The sequence below is a fragment of the Kribbella sp. VKM Ac-2571 genome (assembly GCF_004362255.1).
Classification (GTDB): Bacteria; Actinomycetota; Actinomycetes; order Propionibacteriales; family Kribbellaceae; genus Kribbella; species Kribbella pratensis.
The window spans coordinates 167,216-183,387 of record NZ_SNWS01000020.1; the positions used below are offsets into that span (position 1 = coordinate 167,216).

Annotated in this window: 18 protein-coding genes and 1 tRNA gene; 9 read left to right on the forward strand and 10 right to left on the reverse strand. The window is 67.9% G+C overall.

The genetic code is table 11. The annotated features are described in order from the left end of the window. Window positions 1–3: 3 nt before the first annotated feature. Entirely contained in the window at window positions 4–1,266 is a 1,263-nt protein-coding gene (locus EV651_RS34795; protein ID WP_133789499.1) for an AlkA N-terminal domain-containing protein, read from the reverse strand. An 82-nt stretch (window positions 1,267–1,348) separates the two neighbouring features. Between EV651_RS34795 and EV651_RS34800 the strand changes: the two genes are divergently transcribed. Further along, on the forward strand, window positions 1,349–1,888 hold the full coding sequence (locus EV651_RS34800) for an AAA family ATPase (protein WP_238157382.1): 540 nt from the start codon (window positions 1,349–1,351) through the stop codon (window positions 1,886–1,888). Between the two features lie 108 nt (window positions 1,889–1,996). Then, complete coding sequence (locus EV651_RS34805) at window positions 1,997–2,680, forward strand: RraA family protein (RefSeq protein WP_133789500.1); 684 nt, start codon at window positions 1,997–1,999, stop codon at window positions 2,678–2,680. A 170-nt stretch (window positions 2,681–2,850) separates the two neighbouring features. On the opposite strand, the gene EV651_RS34810 is transcribed toward EV651_RS34805, so the two are convergent. Further along, window positions 2,851–3,735, reverse strand: coding sequence for an LLM class flavin-dependent oxidoreductase (locus EV651_RS34810; RefSeq protein ID WP_133789501.1), 885 nt, complete (start codon window positions 3,733–3,735; stop codon window positions 2,851–2,853). Between the two features lie 92 nt (window positions 3,736–3,827). Here EV651_RS34810 and EV651_RS34815 point away from each other — a divergent pair, with 92 nt between their 5' ends. Continuing rightward, on the forward strand, window positions 3,828–4,253 hold the full coding sequence (locus tag EV651_RS34815) for a MarR family winged helix-turn-helix transcriptional regulator (RefSeq protein WP_133789502.1): 426 nt from the start codon (window positions 3,828–3,830) through the stop codon (window positions 4,251–4,253). Continuing rightward, window positions 4,250–4,936 carry an alpha/beta fold hydrolase gene (locus EV651_RS34820; RefSeq protein WP_133789503.1) on the forward strand — a complete coding sequence of 229 codons (687 nt, stop codon included), beginning with the start codon at window positions 4,250–4,252 and terminating at the stop codon, window positions 4,934–4,936. The genes EV651_RS34815 and EV651_RS34820 overlap by 4 nt, the downstream gene beginning before the upstream one ends. A gap of 7 nt (window positions 4,937–4,943) precedes the next feature. Here the strand turns inward: EV651_RS34820 and EV651_RS34825 are convergent, their stop codons facing one another. The 5 genes from EV651_RS34825 to EV651_RS34845 form a co-directional block, all read right to left on the reverse strand. After that, window positions 4,944–5,462: a YciI family protein gene (locus EV651_RS34825; protein WP_133789504.1), complete on the reverse strand. Its 519-nt coding sequence runs from the start codon at window positions 5,460–5,462 to the stop codon at window positions 4,944–4,946. A gap of 73 nt (window positions 5,463–5,535) precedes the next feature. Further along, window positions 5,536–6,627 carry a hypothetical protein gene (locus EV651_RS34830; protein ID WP_133789505.1) on the reverse strand — a complete coding sequence of 364 codons (1,092 nt, stop codon included), beginning with the start codon at window positions 6,625–6,627 and terminating at the stop codon, window positions 5,536–5,538. A gap of 65 nt (window positions 6,628–6,692) precedes the next feature. Beyond that, window positions 6,693–8,819, reverse strand: coding sequence for a PQQ-binding-like beta-propeller repeat protein (locus EV651_RS34835; protein WP_133789506.1), 2,127 nt, complete (start codon window positions 8,817–8,819; stop codon window positions 6,693–6,695). A 121-nt stretch (window positions 8,820–8,940) separates the two neighbouring features. Beyond that, entirely contained in the window at window positions 8,941–9,567 is a 627-nt protein-coding gene (locus tag EV651_RS34840; RefSeq protein WP_238157383.1) for a potassium channel family protein, read from the reverse strand. A gap of 462 nt (window positions 9,568–10,029) precedes the next feature. After that, window positions 10,030–10,112, reverse strand: a tRNA-Tyr gene (locus EV651_RS34845). An 82-nt stretch (window positions 10,113–10,194) separates the two neighbouring features. Between EV651_RS34845 and EV651_RS34850 the strand changes: the two genes are divergently transcribed. Both EV651_RS34850 and EV651_RS34855 read left to right on the forward strand, forming a co-directional pair. Beyond that, on the forward strand, window positions 10,195–10,686 hold the full coding sequence (locus EV651_RS34850; protein WP_133789508.1) for a YajQ family cyclic di-GMP-binding protein: 492 nt from the start codon (window positions 10,195–10,197) through the stop codon (window positions 10,684–10,686). Window positions 10,687–10,845: 159 nt separating this feature from the next. Further along, window positions 10,846–11,781 (forward strand): phosphotransferase enzyme family protein, encoded by a 936-nt coding sequence (locus EV651_RS34855; RefSeq protein ID WP_166658885.1) that lies wholly within the window; start codon window positions 10,846–10,848, stop codon window positions 11,779–11,781. A 133-nt stretch (window positions 11,782–11,914) separates the two neighbouring features. Here EV651_RS34855 and EV651_RS34860 read toward each other — a convergent pair whose 3' ends face one another. Genes EV651_RS34860 through EV651_RS43145 form a run of 3 tightly spaced genes read right to left on the reverse strand, consistent with a single transcriptional unit; the run spans window position 11,915 to window position 14,466 of the window. Next, the gene (locus EV651_RS34860; protein ID WP_133789510.1) at window positions 11,915–12,649 is read right to left on the reverse strand and encodes a hypothetical protein; all 735 of its coding nucleotides are present in this window, start codon (window positions 12,647–12,649) and stop codon (window positions 11,915–11,917) included. Window positions 12,650–12,691: 42 nt separating this feature from the next. After that, the gene (locus tag EV651_RS34865) at window positions 12,692–13,675 is read right to left on the reverse strand and encodes a hypothetical protein (RefSeq protein WP_133789511.1); all 984 of its coding nucleotides are present in this window, start codon (window positions 13,673–13,675) and stop codon (window positions 12,692–12,694) included. 35 nt (window positions 13,676–13,710) lie between these two features. After that, complete coding sequence (locus EV651_RS43145; RefSeq protein ID WP_133789512.1) at window positions 13,711–14,466, reverse strand: helix-turn-helix domain-containing protein; 756 nt, start codon at window positions 14,464–14,466, stop codon at window positions 13,711–13,713. Between the two features lie 101 nt (window positions 14,467–14,567). On the opposite strand from EV651_RS43145, the gene EV651_RS34875 reads away from it, so the two are divergent. The 3 genes from EV651_RS34875 to EV651_RS34885 all read left to right on the forward strand — a co-directional run. Then, the gene (locus tag EV651_RS34875; RefSeq protein WP_133789513.1) at window positions 14,568–15,434 is read left to right on the forward strand and encodes a phytanoyl-CoA dioxygenase family protein; all 867 of its coding nucleotides are present in this window, start codon (window positions 14,568–14,570) and stop codon (window positions 15,432–15,434) included. Then, window positions 15,431–15,727 carry a hypothetical protein gene (locus EV651_RS34880; RefSeq protein ID WP_133789514.1) on the forward strand — a complete coding sequence of 99 codons (297 nt, stop codon included), beginning with the start codon at window positions 15,431–15,433 and terminating at the stop codon, window positions 15,725–15,727. Before EV651_RS34875 ends, EV651_RS34880 begins: the two co-directional genes overlap by 4 nt. A gap of 103 nt (window positions 15,728–15,830) precedes the next feature. Beyond that, a partial coding sequence (locus EV651_RS34885; RefSeq protein ID WP_238157385.1) for a transposase occupies window positions 15,831–16,172 on the forward strand: 342 nt, incomplete at its 3' end.

A 16,172-nucleotide genomic window follows, 5' to 3' on the forward strand; every position in this document is an offset into this window, starting at 1 on the left:
CGCCTACGAGGCGTTGACCAGTTGATAGACGGCGGCGAGCGAGCGCCACGGGCGGAGGTGCTCGGCCTCGCCGCCGAACGGCCAGGCGTCACGGGCTCCGAGGCGTAAAGCGATTTCCTGCGCGGCGCGCGGGCTCGTGACGGCCTCGAGCGATCGGAGCTCCACGCCTGCCTGAAGCGTAATGTTGCCGTCAGCAACTTCTCGCGCGAGCGGGCCGACCAGTTCGGCTCCGGTCAACGCCTCCGGTCCCGGGAACGCGTGCGTCAGTCCGTGCCCGAGCCCGGGGACCGGTACGCCGTACACCTCGACGAGTTTGCGCAACGCCACGGCCGCGTCGTTCGGAGCGAGCCGGTCCCGGACGACGGCCTGGACCGCAACCTCGAACGGACCCCACGCGCCAGGAACACGTATTCCGGGCCGCGCGGCCACGAGCGGCCCGAGGTCGGCGTCCGCGGCCAGATGTGCTCGGGCGCGGATCGGCTCATGGTCGAGCCCGACGAGCTGGGTGGCGCGGTCGACGATATGGATCACACCCTCCCAGAACGGGAGATGCGCGCGAAGAATCAGGTGATCTTCGCCGCCCGCACCGATCTCGAGCAGGCCGGGCTCGCCGTCGAGCGAGATCGTCCGCCGATACACGCCGTCCTCGACCGACTCGACGCCCGGGACCGCGTGCGCGCCGAGGTACGTGCTCATCGCTTCCCAGTCGTACGGCGGGGTGAACGGCAACCGCAGCACCAGACCGCCGTCAGCCACGAGGCGGTCGCCGCGACGCCGGCGATCGCGCAGCGCACGCGGTGACGCGCGGAAAATCTCGCGCATCGCCCGGTTGAACTGGCGCAGGCTGCCGAACCCGGACGCGAACGCGATTTCCGCGACGCCGAGATCGGTGTCGTCGAGCAGACGTCGCGCGAAGTGCGCCCGCCGCGAGCGGGCGAACTGGTCCGGCGTGACGCCCAGGTGCTCGTGGAACATCCGCCGCAGGTGCCGCGCCGACACCCCGAGTCGCGCACCCAACGCCTCCTCACCCGACTCGTCGAGCAGGCCCGCGATGATCAGTTGCACCGCACGGCAGACCAGCTCGGGCGCCTCGTCGGCCACGGTTCCCGCCACCCGGTACGGCCGGCAGCGCAAGCAGGCGCGATACCCCGCCGCCTCCGCGGCGGCAGGCAGCTCGAACGTGCTGACGTTTTCCGCGAGCGGCTTGGCCCCGCACCCGGGCCGGCAGTAGATCCCCGTCGTACGGACCGCGGAATAGGTGGTCACGAGAACACGCTAGGCGGGGCCGCCGACAGTTCTGACACGCGTTTTACACCGAGTGCCCACCGTGACGGCTAAGGTACGGCGGGTGCAGTCGAAACCGATGCTGGTCGTGGTGAGTGGTCCGCCCGGGACCGGGAAGACGACGCTGGCGCACCGGATCGCGGCCGCGATCGGCTGCCCGGCGATCTGCCGGGACGAGATCAAGGAAGGCATGGCGCACGCGACTCCGGGCTTCGTGCCGGGCCCCGGCGACCCGCTGACGATGCGGACGCTGTCGACGTTCTTCGACGTACTCGGCCTGCTGATCGGCCGTGGCACGACGGTGGTCGCGGAAGCGGCGTTCCAGGACCGGCTGTGGAACCCGGGCCTGAGCCCGCTCCTCGACCGCGCCGACGTCCGGATCGTGCACTGCACGGTCCCGGCCGAGGTTGCGCTGGAGCGGATCACCGCCCGGTCCAGCTCGGACCCACGCCGTGCAGCCCACGAGGACGCGCAGATCAGCCCGGATGCCCGGCTCCGCACCCACAACTCCTTCCAGCCCGTTGATCTGCCGGTTCCTTCGATCACCATCGATACGTCTGGCGAGCCATCGATTGAGGACGTGCTGGCGTTCCTGTCGCGCTAACGACAGGAGGTAGTCGCGTCGGAGCGGCCGAGTTCGGGGCGCGCACGCGAGGAGTCGACGGGCGTGGTGGACTACCTCCTGTCGTTAGCGGTTTGTCGAGGGGGTCACATGCTTGAGCGGTTTGCGGGGTTGACCACTGCACATGTTGCGGATGCTTGTGTCCGGGCCGGGGTGCCGGTGCGGACGGTGTCGTTGACGGCCGTCGCAGGCGGTCGGGTCGCGGGGCGGGTGTTGCCGACGCAGCATGTCGGCAGTGTCGACGTTTTCCTGGAGGCGTTCGAGTCCGCCGCCGAGGGCGACGTACTGGTCGTGGACAACGGTGGCCGGCGGGACGAGGCATGCGTCGGCGACCTGGCCGCACTGGAGGCTGCTGCCGCCGGTGTCGCCGGGATCGTGATCTGGGGACTGCACCGGGACACGGTCGACATCGCCGCGATCGGGTTGCCGGTCTTCAGCCTCGGGGCATTGCCGACCGGCCCGCTGCGGCTCGACCCGCAGCCGGCCGATGCGTTGTCCAGAGCAACGATCGGCGAGTGGACGGTGACCCGGGACGACGTCGTACTCGCGGACGAGGACGGGGCGGTCTTCGTGCCGGCGGATCGCCTGGAGGAGCTGTTCGACCTGGCGGAGTCGATCCGGGACACCGAGCACCGGCAGGCGGACGAGATCCGGGCCGGGCGGTCGTTGCGTGAGCAGGTGAGCTTCAAGCAGTACCTCGAGCGCCGGGCTGCCGATCCGTCACTGACCTTCCGCCAGCATCTGCGCGCGGTGCGGGCAGCGATCGAGGAGTGACCAGAGCATCATGGGTACGGCGCGACGCCGCGTGATCGGGCAACGCACGTGTCAGCCGGGTGAGGTCGCCGTCGAGCGGACCTGAGCCACTCACCAAGCCGCCGCCGCGGGTCAGCTGCGCGCTCAGCCGACCCACCAGGGACGCGTTTGGCGAGTGACGCACGTCCGCCTCAACTGATCGCCGCTCGGACGGCGGGCACGACCTCCTGGGACCAGCGGGAGAGTTGGACCTCGAACGGGTCGGAGCCGCGTGGGAAGAGCGTGAAACCGGCGGCGTCGTGGTTGAGGATCGCGTCGGTGAGTTCCTCGACCCATTGCTTTGCCGAGCCGCCGACCCAGCGGCCTTCCTCGTCGCGGGTACGGCGCAGCGGGGTCGCGGTGATCGCACCGGGAAAGTTGTAGATCGTCGCGACGTCCGACGGTTTCCGGCCGACCGAGAGCGCCGCCTCGTCGATGACCGGGCGGGACCAGCGGAAGCGGTCGCTGAGCCAGTCGGCGGCGTGACCGGGGATCCAGCCGTCGGCGTTCCGGCCGGTCGCGGCGAGCGACTTGGGGCCGTTCGACCCGGTCCAGATCAGCGGCGCGGGTACGGCGGCGGGGCGGAGGGCACCGATCGGGTAGTGCTTCGTCGGCGCCGGCGTACCGCCGTCGGACATCGAGTGGACGAGCTGCATCGCCTCCTCGAACGCCTCGACCGCCTCGGCCGGACGCAGTTCCGGCACTCCCATCATCGTGATGCGGTCCCACGCTCCGCCGGCGCCGAGGCCGAGGACGAAGCGGCCGTCGGACAGTGCGGACAACGAAGTCGCCGTACGGGCGAGGACCGGTGCGGGCCGCAGCGGCAGGTTGGTCACGTTGACGAACGCCGACAGTCGCTCCGTTCGCCCCAGGACGAACGCGATCGCGGCGTACCCGTCGAGCATGTCCGGGACGTACGGGTGATCGGCGAGGCTGACGTGATCGAGCCCGTCCCGATCGGCCTGCCGCGCGAGCCGCACGATCCCGGCCGCTTCCCGCACCCCGTCCGGCGATCCATATCCGAACCGCACGTTCATATCGACTCCTCAGATAGTTCGTTGTTCTAACTAGTTGTAGCACGAAATGTTCGCACTGCAAACTATTAGGCCAACGGACTATCATGGGGGACATGGCGACGACGACGGCTGCCCGGGACACCGATCTCGCGAGCGCGCTGGTGCAGACGATGCACCGGTTGCAAGACCTCCACGCCGAGACCAGCCGCCCGCTCGGACTGACCCCGCAGCAGGCACATCTCCTGTGTGTGCTCCTCAGCGGTCCCCTCGGCATGACCGAGCTCAGCCGCATCCTGAGCATCGAGCGCTCGAGCCTCACCAGCATGGTCGACCGCCTGGAACGCCGTACCTTGGTCGCCCGCACCCCCAACCCCACCGACCGCCGCGCCAGCCAGATCGAGCTGACCCCCGACGGCCTGGCCCTGGCGCACGAGGCCCACGACGCGGTGGTCAACCGCATCAACGCGATGACTGCCGACCTCCCCCGCGCCACGCGCGCGACGATCACCACAGCACTGCAGTCGATCCTGACCCGATGAGCTATCAGTACGTCGCTGTGGCCGGCGCCCGCATCGCCTACCGGGCAAGCGGTTCCGGGCCGGCGCTCGTACTGATGAAGAACAACCGCCGCCCGCTGGACTACCCGGTCACATCCCTGCTCTCGCAGCGATTTCGGGTTCTGCAGATCCATCCCGTCGGGTTCGGCGCCGGCGACCGGCCGGCGGAATACGATTTCGGCAGCATCGGCCGGCAGGTGCTCGCCGTCCTCGATCACGAACGCATCGACCGGTTCGCCGTCTGGGGATTCTCACAGCCGGCCTGTATGTCGGCGATCGTCGCCCGGTCGACGGAACGGGCCGCCGCACTGGTGATGGGCGGCGTAGCGCCCATCGGTTTTCCGAATGACGCCACGATGCGCCGGATGGAGCGGGAGCCGCGGCTGCCCAAGGCTGCGCTGGAGTTCTGGCGGAGCTACCGCTCGTACGACTGGCACCACGAGCTCAGGTGCTACGCGGGGACCAAGGTGGCGTACATGGGTACCGCTGACCCGGCGATCCGGCGGCTCCGGAAACTCCGGCCGGCGCTGGAAGGCATCGGCTTCAGCTATCTGGAGTTCGACGGGTTGAGCCATTCCGCGTGCGGGCTCGGCGATGAGTCGGCCGACGGTTTGCGCGTTGCGCAGACAGTGGCGGATCGGCTGCTCGATCGCGGCGCGGAGTGAAGTCGCGCTAGCGTCTGCCGCCGAACTCCCACGGGTGTACTTCGGCACTGTCGGCCTGGATGAGGTTTGCGGCGGCCTCTGGGTCCGGCGCTTCCAGCAAGGCGGCCCGTCCTACGTGGCTGTTGTTGCTCAGGAGGTCGCCGTACATGATCAGGTGGTCCGACGTGAGCGGGCGCGCGGCGTCCTTGGTGCGGACGAGGTAGCGGTTGTAGCCCTCGACGGCAGTCGCGAAGTCCCACATCGTGCGGCCCGGGTTGTGGTTGTGAAAACGCTGGATTTCCACGGTCTCGAAGGCGCCGGCGCGGTAGTACGGCTCGTCGTACGCGAACTTGCCGGCCGCCTCGTCGTCCGGCAGCTCGACGATGTGCAGGCTGCCCGTGGTCCGCTCACGGTCGTCGGTCAGCGTCGGGCCGCGGGCGATCAGGCCGTCGGCGTACTCGTCCATGAACGCCCAGTGTTCTTCCTTCAGCGCGACCTTGATCTCGAATCCATCCGGCTTGTCACGCCCGTAGACGAAGTACTCCATGCTCGGCTCCTCCGGACGGTGAACTGCGGAGTGCGTTCGGCGGGTCGCCGTACGCACTCCGCGTGGCGCGAGGTCAGGCCGTGGCGGCCAGGTGGATGCGCAGGATCGTGTCGTAGTCGACGACCTCGACGCCGGCCGCGGGAGTCACGGTTCCCTGGGAGGGGACGATCACCAGTTGGCGCAGCTCGCTGACGTCGACGTCGTACTTCGACTTCACCTGGGAACGGTTCTCCGCGTTGCCGAGGTACTCCGCGTACTGCGCAAGCTCGGCCGCGCTGTCCTGCACCGGCGTACGGAAAACGCGGCGGCGCTTCTTTCCGTTGACCGTGTCGACGACCGGGAGCTCGAGCCGGCCGACGACGTGGCTGCCGTCCGCGCGCTCGAGGATGAAGTCGGGCTGCAGCTCACCGAGCGCCGGCTGGCGGACCAGCTTGGTCGCGTCGAACGCCGACAGCAGGATGCTCTCGTGCTTGTCGAGGAAGTCGTCGACGGTCGAATCCTGCAGACCGTGCGCGAGGTAGGTGCTCTCGAACGCGTCCGCCTTCAGCACGGTCGGATCGATCGGCAGGCTGACCGTGCCGATCGGGTCGAGGTGCGGGCTGGCGTTGGAGTAGTTCCGCAGGAAATCGAGGTACTTGTCGGCCGGCTCGGAGCGGTGGATCGCGAGCGCGAAGAACACCCAGTGCGCGCGGAGCGAGTCGCCCGCGGTGTGCACGAGCAGGGCGCGGTCGAAGGTCGAGTAGTTACCGGGCGCGAACCGCAGCAGCTCGTCCGCCGGACCGACGACCTCGTTTCCGAGCATGTTGCCGGTGCTCGGAAAACGTTTTTCGAGGGCGCTCTTGCCGGCGTCGGTCGTGATGGTCGCGTCCTTGAACCAGTTCTGTCCTTTGAGGTTCGCAACCACAGTGCGACCGTCGCCGATTCCGAAGTACTCCTCGACGCCGGCGGCCTTCTGCCGCCGGACTTCGAGCGTCCGGTACTCACGGCTGAGCCCGACGAGCTCGAGGATGTTCCAGTCCGGCGTCTCGGTCAGCACCATCATCCGCGGGAACAGCATCGGCCCGGGCAGCTCGGTCCGGTGACTCACCGGCAGATGCCCGGCGGCCTCCTTCAGGTGCTCCCCCCAGAACTGGCTGTTCACCTTCACGAACTCGGTGGGTTTCATCGTTCTCCTCGCTCAGACACTCGGACTCAACCTTCAACTCCCGCCCGAGCTGACCCTATTCCCCACTACCTCAGCGCGATCAGGCTGTCCCCGCCGCTGACCAGGATCAGCTCGCCGGCGGCAACGACACCGGCTCGGCAGTTGACCTCCGGGTCCAGCGGGACGTAGTCGACGGCTGCGCCCGCGACCACCTTCGCGATTCGGCAAGCGTTTTCGTTACCGATCAGGAACACCCGTCCCGAGGGCGTCACGGCGTACCGGATGCCCCACGGAATGCTCGGCTGCGCAGTTGCGACGACCTGACCGTTCGCCGCGTCGACGAACCGCACGACGGTCTTCGTGGTGCGCTCGGCGGCGCCCAGGCAGCTGAGCAGTACGACGCGGTTGCCGGCCGGCGCTATCTCGACCGGGCAGGTCCAGTCCTGCGGAATCTCGGAATGCCAGCGCACTTCCCCGGAACGCGGATCGAGGGCGGTCAGCTGCTTCGGATGCTCGACGCCGCCCTCGAGGCCGACCACCAGCCCGCCGACCGTCGTCAGGTCGCTGAGCGAGCCGTCGCGCATCCAGCGTTTTCCGCCGCGCTTCGGGTCCAGGCCGACGAGCTGGTCGGGGAGCTTGCCACAGCTGTGCCCCAGGCGGACGACGACCGTGTCGGCAGCAGCCTCGGCGCTGATGCTGGTGCAGCGACCGGGTTCGTACGTCCAGCGGTTGGAGCCGTCGAGGTTCGTCCCGTACAGCTTGTCGGAACCTCTGCTGACCGACTTTCCGGTGATGAGCGGGTCGTTGTCGTGGATGTCGTAGTCGCGGGTGCGTTCGTGCCAGCCCGCCGTACGTTTTCCGGTGTCGGCGTCGAGGACGAGGTACCCGAAGTCGTCGTACCGGACGAGCAGTTTCCGACCGCCGTCCAGGACGAACAGGTCGGGATTGTCGTTCGTGTTCGCGCGGATGTAGCGCCAGCGGGACTTGCCGGTCGCGGGGTCGAGCATCTCCACGGTGCCGCGTCCCCGTGCGACCGCGATGCCGTGCGCGGTCGCGACGGTCTCACCGAAGTCGAGCCGGCCGGTGTTGGTCCACATCCGGTCGCGGCCGTACACGACAGATGCCGCGTCGAGGTTCGCCGGAGGATGGTTGCCTTCGACGCGCTCGTTCGCGCTGAACATGTAGGCGCGCTGGAGCGGGTCGATGACGTAGAGGGTCACAAGGACCACTGCCACGACCGCCGCGAGCGCGGCGAGCATCTGGCCGCGATTCCTGGTGCCGCCGGGCGGGAACCTGGTCGCGGCGAAGGCTGCCGCGCTGGCCAGGATCAGTAGGACCGACAGAGTCACCAGGAGCGGAACACGTTGTCCGACCCCTGAAGCTCCGGTGGTCGGCGGGACCTTGAGCAGGACGACAGCGAGGCAGACGAGCCCGATCGCCGCGGGTACGGCGGTGAGGATGCGAGCCTTGCGGTCGGCACGACGTACCGCCCACCAGAGGCCGGCGACCGCTGCCGCCGCAAGCACCGCCATGACGATCGCTTGCCACTTCGGGTCGCTCTTGAACGCGGGGATCCGCCACGGCTGCCCGATCGCGGCGGCACCTGCCACGAAGGCCACCAACGCGGTCAGCACAGCCAGCACCGACAGCCCGGTCCGCTGCCAACCGCGCCATACGGGCGGAGTCAGCTGGTCCAGCAGCTCAAGCTCGGCCGTGAGATTGGCCCGGGCCGCTTCGTCGTACCGCTCGTGAGCGAGCTGCGTCCGGTAGATCCGCTCGGACGCGAGCATGGTCTGGACCTGTTCCCGGCGTGCTTTCGCGTCGAAGCGGGTGTCACGGCGTACTTCGGACGCATACGCCGAGTACTGCGAATCCGCGAGTACGGCGTCGACCGCATCAAGCAGCACGTCCGCGTTGGCACCGTCACCTTGGGCGGGATCGCCGCCGGTGAGCCGGACCAGTCGGGCAACCTCAGCAGTCCGCACAGCAGTCACGCCGTACGTCGGCAGCAACTCCTCCGCCAACTGCGCCGACGCCTCAGCATCCTGCTGCGCGGTATTCGTCTTGGCATGCTCCGCCCGATGGAACCACGCCGCCAACCGCACCGCGACCGGGTCCGTACACAACTGCTCCAGCGACTCCAGCGCAGTCAGCACATCGGCGAGATACCGCTCCCGATATGCAACCCGCCGCTTCTCCGAGTACCGCCCCACTAACTCATCCGCAAGCGCCCCCGCCCCAGGGACCACCTCATCCCACAAACCCCGCAATCCAGCCACCCGCCGATACTGACAGATCCCTGGTCCGGCCCGTTGGTGAAGGACATGCAGGCAATCAAGCGGTCGGGCCAACCCCCGGACCCGGCTCGTGCTGCGCCAAGTCACTCGGCGTACGGCGCAATTCAACGCGCAACGCCCGCACCTCCTCGACGAGAGCGGATACCTGCACTCTCAGATCCGCCTCCTCACGTTCTTGCCGTGAGACATGCTCGACGAACCAAGAAGCCAGCGCAGCAGTCACCACCCCAAGCAGCGCGATCCCGCCAAGCATCAGCCCGACACCCGCAACGCGACCCGCACCCGTGATCGGATACCGATCCCCATACCCGACCGTGGTGATGGTCGTCACAGCCCACCACGTGGCATCACCGAAGTTCTTGATGCTCGCCGACGGCTCAGACCGCTCCGCGTCCAGGACCGCAACCGCCGCAGTGAACCCGAGGAGGCCGACGCCACCAACCACATAAACCATCGCGCGACCACGCAACGAGCTCGCGGCCCGCCGGTTCAGCCGGCCCAACGCAGTTACGACCCGCAACGCCCGCAACGGCCGAAGGAGCGGCAACGCCAGCACCAGCAGATCAACCACATGCTCCCGAAGAAACCGCATCCGCCGCCGAGCAAGCCCCAACCGCAGCAGAAAGTCGCCGGCAAACACGGCCCAGATCACAACCGTCGCCACAGAGCAGGCTCGCCGCAGCGACCCCGCCATCCCAGGCTCAAGAACCCAGGAGTACGCCGCCAAAAACAAGACGGAGACCCCCGTCAGCGGCCACTCGACCACCCTCTGATACCCCTCAGCGAACGCGTCCTCCCCATAACTCCCCCTCACAGACACAACCGCTCCCCAAGCACAGTGTGTTACGAAGGCCGCACCTCTCCTACACACCGAGCCCAACCCCGCGAGCCACGCGCCCAAGCCTCCCGCCCAGGCCAGCCACCGCAGCCGAGCCTCCCGGCCAATCCAGCCACAGGAGCCGAGCTCCCCGGCCAACCCAGCCACGGGAGCCGAGCGGAGCGAAGGCGGAAGGGGGTGCGGGTGGCGGAGCCCCCGCTGGCGGCAAGCGGAGCGCAGCCGCACAACACGACGAAGGCGAGGCGGTCAGCGCAAGAATTGCGCGACACACCTCGCCTATCGCGTTCGTGGCGGGTGCAGGGTTCGAACCTGCGTAGGCATACGCCGACAGATTTACAGTCTGCTCCCTTTGGCCGCTCGGGCAACCCGCCAGGGTGCTGCCGGTTCGTGAACCGGCGTGGGAGACGATACAACAGGTAGTGGCCCTGACAGCAAATCGGAAAGGAAGTGCCCATGGCTTCGGAGTCCTCCTTCGACATCGTGAACAAGGTGGACCGTCAGGAGGTGGACAACGCCGTGAACCAGGCGGCGAAGGAGATCAGCCAGCGGTTCGACTTCAAGAACGTGGATGCCCAGATCAAGTGGTCCGGTGAGTCGATCGATCTGCAGGCGAGCACCGAGGAGCGGGTGAACGCCGTTCTCGACGTGTTCAAGGACAAGCTGGTCAAGCGGCAGATCTCGCTGAAGGGTCTGCAGGCGGACGAGCCGAAGCTGTCCGGGAAGATCTACAAGATCAACGCCACGATCGACGCCGGCATCACCCAGGAGAACGCGAAGAAGCTGTCGAAGCTGATCCGCGACGAGGGCCCGAAGGGTGTCAAGGCCCAGATCCAGGGTGAGGAGCTGCGTGTGTCCAGCAAGAGCCGCGACGACCTGCAGGCGGTTCAGGCGCTGATCAAGGGCCAGGACCTCGACTTCGCGGTGCAGTTCGTCAACTACCGCTGAGATCGTGGAGCAGGAAGTGCAGCTGGATGTCGCCGGCCTGGTCGGTCCACAGGCCGACGGCGTCCGGTACGGCGGCTGACACCACCCTGCCCTCCCGTACGGGCGCCGGTTGAGGTAATCGGTTCGCGGGTGGGGTGGTTGGCGGGCATGCTGGCGGGTGTGGGTGAGACGTTGATGCGGAAGTGGTTGCTGGCGGACTTCGGGCTCGAGGTGGTGGAACTCACACCGGTCATGTACGGCGCGGACATCGCCGCTCAGGTGTGGCGGGCGACGACGGCGACCAACGCGTACGCCGTGAAGTGGAGCGGCGCGGGTACCAACACGGGTCATCAGGTCGCGGCGTACCTCGCCGACAGCGGGCTGCCCGGCGTACCGGAGCTGATCCGGACGTCCGAGGGCGGCCTGTGGAGTGTGCACGCGAAGAAGCGGTTGACGATCACGCCGTGGATCGACGGGCCGCGGGCGGCGCAGACCGGGCTGACGGACGAGCAGTGGTCGGAGTACGGCGTACTTCTCAGGCGCGTGCACGACGCGGAGCTTCCGCCCCGGCTGCGGGACGCGTTGCCCAAGCACAGTCACATCGATGCCCGTACGCCGGCGCTCGCGGAGGAGGTCCGTACGCGGCTCGAGACGCCCGAGGGCGAGGTCGAGGCGGAGTTGGCGGCGGTGTGGAAGCAGTACGACGACGTCATCACGGACCTGCTCACCAACCGGCCGCCCGCGCCGCACGGCCCACGGGTCGTCTGCCACGGCGACCCACATCTCGGCAACGTCCTGGTCGACGACGGGCTGCACCTGATCGACTGGGACGACGTCATCTACGCACCTCGTGAGCAGGACCTGATGTTCATGCTCGGCGGCATGGGCAACGTCGGCCCCACCACGCCTGCCCAACTGAACGCGTTCCTCGCCGGTTACGGGCCGCACACCGTCGACGAGGACGCCATCCACTATTACCGCCATGTAAGGGCCTTCGAAGACGTCATCGGCTGGTCCCACCAGGCCATCACCGGCCCGGACGAGCCTTACGCCCTCCAAGTGGTCAGGGGCATCCTGGCCGAGGGCCTCGCGGCCCTGGCAGTTCAGTCCAGGTGAAGCCGTCGACCAATCCAGCTCATCTTGGTCGTGGGGCGGATCGCCAGGCCATCACAATCGAGGATCGGCGGGGATTCGCACGCTGTGCTCTGCCGATGGCGGGCAACTGTGATGGCCTGGAGGGCCGGGGCGTTCAGGCGTGGCGGAGCCAGATGTTGGGTTCGATGTAGGTGCCGGTGTTGGCTTCGCGGTCGATCTGCAAGGTGGTCAGGCCGTCGGGGATGGTGTAGGTGCCGGTGGAGGGGAAGGGCATGTTGGTCCACTCCTCCCAGTCCTCGACGGTGCCGGTCATGGTTTGGGAGGCGGGGGCGGGCGCGAGGAGGGTGGCGCCCAGGCGGACGTGGGTGCGCAGCCACGGGTCGAGAGGCAACCCGTCGGGACGGGTCCAGGTCATGAAGGTCTCGATCGGCGTCAGCGGGTAGCGCGACTTGAGGGTCGGGCGGACCGGGGCGATCACCTGACCTAGGCCGCGGGCGACCGCGTGGTCGCGGACGGCGGTGATGACACGGCCGGCATGGCCCTGGCCCTGTTCGTCGGAGCGTACGGCGGCCGCCATCAGCACGAACGTGTTCGGTACGACGTTTTCCTCGTACGAGTTCACCGCCCGCGCCAGCGAATCGGTGAACCCGCCGGGAAGATCGGCCACGGTGCCGTCCCACGCGATCGGTACACCCCAGCAGCCCGCGATCGGCCGCCTGTCCTCGGCGACGAGGTAGAACTCCCAGTCGGGGAAGTACTCCACCCGCCGCTCCCGGTACGGCGTCACACCCGCGTCGTGGAAGATGAACTCCGGCCACTCCTCACGGAAGCGTTCCCCCGCTTCCGCATCCAGTTCGGGCGCCTCGGCGGCCGGGATCAGCTCATACATGGCCGGAACGCTAGTCCTGCGGCCGCGCCCCCGGCCAGCGCATTACGACAGGTCCGGATGCGGGTTCGTCGTCAGGTCGACGTACTCGTCGTGGACCAGGCGGTTCTCGTCGTCGAACTCCCTGATGTTCAGCCAGGCCGCGCGCGAGCGGGTGGTGGGGTGCTTGGCCGCCGAGAAATACTGCAGGAAACGTTCCGTGCCGCCGTGCGGAAAGTTTCCGCGCTGGGCCACGAACATCGGGTCGTCGGGCTGTCCCTCGGTCAGCGTCGCGCGGATCTCGTCGGCGCGGTCCTCGGCTGCCTGGTAGCCGAGGTGGTCGCGCAAAGCCTGCTGCGCCTTGCGGATTCCTGTCAGCGGAGTGCCGTCCTCCCAGAGCCGGACGTGGTACCGGCCGTTGCCCAGGTCAGTGACTCGGCCGACCGGGAGGCCGGGAATTGCTTCGTAGTCGATGGCCAGCGCCGCCGCGGGCCCGAACCAGAGATCCTGCGCCGGCCACAGCCGCAGACCAGGCACCTCGGTGATCCGGCCCGGGTTCCCCGAGACGTCGATGATCTCGTCGCCCCACTCGTCGATGACGCGTGGCAGGTGCTCCCACGGGCCGTCGAACCACATTCGGTAGTGGTTGGGATTGGTCTCCCCTTGCCAGTGCGCGTCCGAGGCGTCACCTGAGGCACCGGCCAGCAGACCGGGAACGTTCAGCAGCGCGGCTATGAAACTGTCTGCGCTCGGCGCGCGGGAGACCATGAGTTGGCAGTCGGTCGAGGACAGGGTGCAGTCCAGACTGGGATCCGACCCGTCGGTCTCCAACCGGAACCCGTAGGCCTCAGGCGTCGACAAGATCGTGTCCCACACCGCACCGTCGTACGGCACGGTGATCCCGCCGGACCCCCAGGCGCTGATCGTCACCTCGCTCGGCCGAAACCCGAGCTCGATGGACCGCACCAGCTCACACGCCCGGCGCAGGTCCAGGCTGCCCGGCAAGAACGTGAAAACCGTCCAGTTCCTCGGCTCCGTCAATCGCGACATCCGATGTCCTCACTCTCGGCGAAGGCCTCCAGTATTCAGGCCGCGCGGACCGCGCGCGGGGAGGCGCCCAGTTCTCGGTGGCAGGTCTTGTTGAAGGCTTGAAGGTCGGGGATGCCCACGGAGGCGGCGATGGCGGGGATGGACAGGGTGGAGGAGACGAGAAGATGGCGGGCTCGGGTCATGCGGCGGCGGCGGATGTACGCGATGACGGTGGAGTCGGTGTCGGACTGGAAGAGGCGGGTCAGGTGGTTGTGGGAGACGCCGGCCACGCGGGCCAGGCCGGGGACGGTGAGCGGCTGGGCGAGGTTGGCTTCGATGTGTGCGATCGCGGTGGCGACGGCGGGATGACGGGTTTCGGTGGTAACGGGCGTGAGCTCCGCGATCCGCCAGAGCGCGCTCCAGACATCCGCGGCGGTGCGGGCCGAACCGGACGGAGACGACTCGATCGCGGACCGCAGCAGAGCGGACAGCAGCGGTGCGGCAGCACCGGCATCCTGTACGACGGGAACGTACGACGGATCGCCCGCGACGACCGGGCGGAAATGCGCGTACAGGTGCTCGGAACGTCCGCGGTAGTCGAACTGCACCTGGGTCCCGGCCGGCGTCAGCGAGACGTAGCCGGGTGCCACGGAATACGTCGTACCGAGCAGCGTCAGCTCGGCCGAGTAGTTGAAGAGGTGCAGCTGCCAGAGGTCCGGCAACCGGAACCTGTCCCGCAGGCCGCGGACGCCGTGGATGCCCGCGCCGGCGTTCACCACCTCCGGCGGTTGCGCGAGATGCAACTCGATCATGGTGAGAAATTACCAGCAGTGGTGAACACAACCCACGCGAGAGCACGAGCTTCTTGCCTAGCCTGGTGGAGTAGCAACCACTACCCACCATGGGAGTCTCCATGCCCCATCCGCACCGCAAGCACCTGCTCACCTCGGTACAGATGGCACATTTCGTGGCCACCGGCGCGCTCCGGATGGACGCCGTCGTACCGGACGACATGAACCAGCAGGCGATCGAGGTCCTGAAAGCCGGAATTCCGGGCGTTCCGTACGGCACTCCGCTGTCGGAGGCGTTCGTGGACAGCGAGTTCGTCGAGCGGCTGGTGCAGCTGCCCGAGGTGGCCGGCGCGATCCACAGCCTGGTCGGCCCGGAGCCGACCGTCGACCATCATGCGGTCCACATCCGCAAGGCCCACGAGGGCGAGGCGCAGAACCTGCACGGTGACGCGATCATCGACGTCCGGACGGACGCCTTCGACGTACAGCTCATGTACTACCCGCAGGACGTGACGCTCGAGATGGGCGGCACGCTCAGCGTTCCCGGCAGTCACCTGCGCCGGACCAACGAGTCCGACACCGGCCGCTACCAGAACCTGCGCGGTCAGACCCGTCTGGTCTGCCCGGCCGGCACCGTCCAGTTCCTGCACCACGGCATCTGGCACGGCGGCCGCAAGAACGACAGCGACCTCGACCGCTACATGTTCAAGATCCGGTTCAACCCGACCGTCCGCCAGGTGCGGCTCTGGAACACCGACGACCTGTACGACGAGCAGGTCGCGGCCGAGCTCGAGCAGAACTTCCCCTGGTACGAGAACGCCACCGGCCGGTTGGAGAAGTACAACCGGATCAAGCTGTGGCAGGCCATCACCGGTGACGACACCTACGACCCGAACTACTGGGTCACCCGGGTCTCGAACCGCCCGCAGCGGGTCGTCGCCGATCGTGTCAACAACCCGCACGCCAAGACGAAGAGGGAGATGGTATGACCGCCACCGCCGAGAACCCGCTGCAGACCGGCCTTCGTCAGCAGGTGCTGGTGCTCTACCTGGCCTCCTCCGCGCTGGACGCGCGCGTGGTCGGCTGGTCGACGTACGACGGCACGGGCGAGACGCACCCCACGACGGGTGACAGCGACGAACCGCCGTACGAGACCGGGCTGGACGCGCTCAAGGACGGCTGGCGCCTCTTCCAGGCGTCCCAGCTGAACCCGCCGTACCCGGGTCACGAGTACGACGTGTCCTTCCTCAAGCACGAGTTCTTCTTCGAGAAGCTCGTCTAGCTACTTCGACCTGAAAAAGTCGCCGCGTGGCGGTGCCTGAGATGGGTGCTGTTGGTGGAGAGGATGGCCTCGAACCCTTGGGCTAGAAGGGATCGAGGCCATCGTGCTCAGAACTGTAAACGATCAGCCGACGTTGTGGGATTCGATTCTGCCGGCTGAGTTGCTGGTGTTGCCGGGTGAGTTGGCGCGGGTGGACGGTCTGTTGGACGATCCGGTGTTCTTTGCTCCGTTCGCGCCGTTCTTCGACGCCAGGATCGGTCGTCCGTCGATTCCGATGGAGACCTACTTGCGGTTGATGTTCTTGAAGTTCCGTTACCGGCTGGGCTATGAGTCGCTGTGCCGGGAGGTGGGCGACTCGATTTCGTGGCAGCGGTTCTGCCGGATCCCGCTGGGCACCCGGGTGCCGCATCCGACGACGTTGATGAAGATCACCTCGCGGTGCGGG

Bases quoted from the DNA above. Each gene is read 5' to 3' on its own strand.
- EV651_RS34805 (WP_133789500.1), top strand. From the start codon at position 1,997: ATGCTTGAGCGGTTTGCGGGGTTGACCACTGCACATGTTGCGGATGCT.
- EV651_RS34810 (WP_133789501.1), bottom strand. From the start codon at position 3,735: ATGAACGTGCGGTTCGGATATGGATCGCCGGACGGGGTGCGGGAAGCG.
- EV651_RS34815 (WP_133789502.1), top strand. From the start codon at position 3,828: ATGGCGACGACGACGGCTGCCCGGGACACCGATCTCGCGAGCGCGCTG.
- EV651_RS34820 (WP_133789503.1), top strand. From the start codon at position 4,250: ATGAGCTATCAGTACGTCGCTGTGGCCGGCGCCCGCATCGCCTACCGG.
- EV651_RS34825 (WP_133789504.1), bottom strand. From the start codon at position 5,462: ATGGAGTACTTCGTCTACGGGCGTGACAAGCCGGATGGATTCGAGATC.
- EV651_RS34830 (WP_133789505.1), bottom strand. From the start codon at position 6,627: ATGAAACCCACCGAGTTCGTGAAGGTGAACAGCCAGTTCTGGGGGGAG.
- EV651_RS34850 (WP_133789508.1), top strand. From the start codon at position 10,195: ATGGCTTCGGAGTCCTCCTTCGACATCGTGAACAAGGTGGACCGTCAG.
- EV651_RS34860 (WP_133789510.1), bottom strand. From the start codon at position 12,649: ATGTATGAGCTGATCCCGGCCGCCGAGGCGCCCGAACTGGATGCGGAA.
- EV651_RS34865 (WP_133789511.1), bottom strand. From the start codon at position 13,675: ATGTCGCGATTGACGGAGCCGAGGAACTGGACGGTTTTCACGTTCTTG.
- EV651_RS43145 (WP_133789512.1), bottom strand. From the start codon at position 14,466: ATGATCGAGTTGCATCTCGCGCAACCGCCGGAGGTGGTGAACGCCGGC.
- EV651_RS34875 (WP_133789513.1), top strand. From the start codon at position 14,568: ATGCCCCATCCGCACCGCAAGCACCTGCTCACCTCGGTACAGATGGCA.
- EV651_RS34880 (WP_133789514.1), top strand. From the start codon at position 15,431: ATGACCGCCACCGCCGAGAACCCGCTGCAGACCGGCCTTCGTCAGCAG.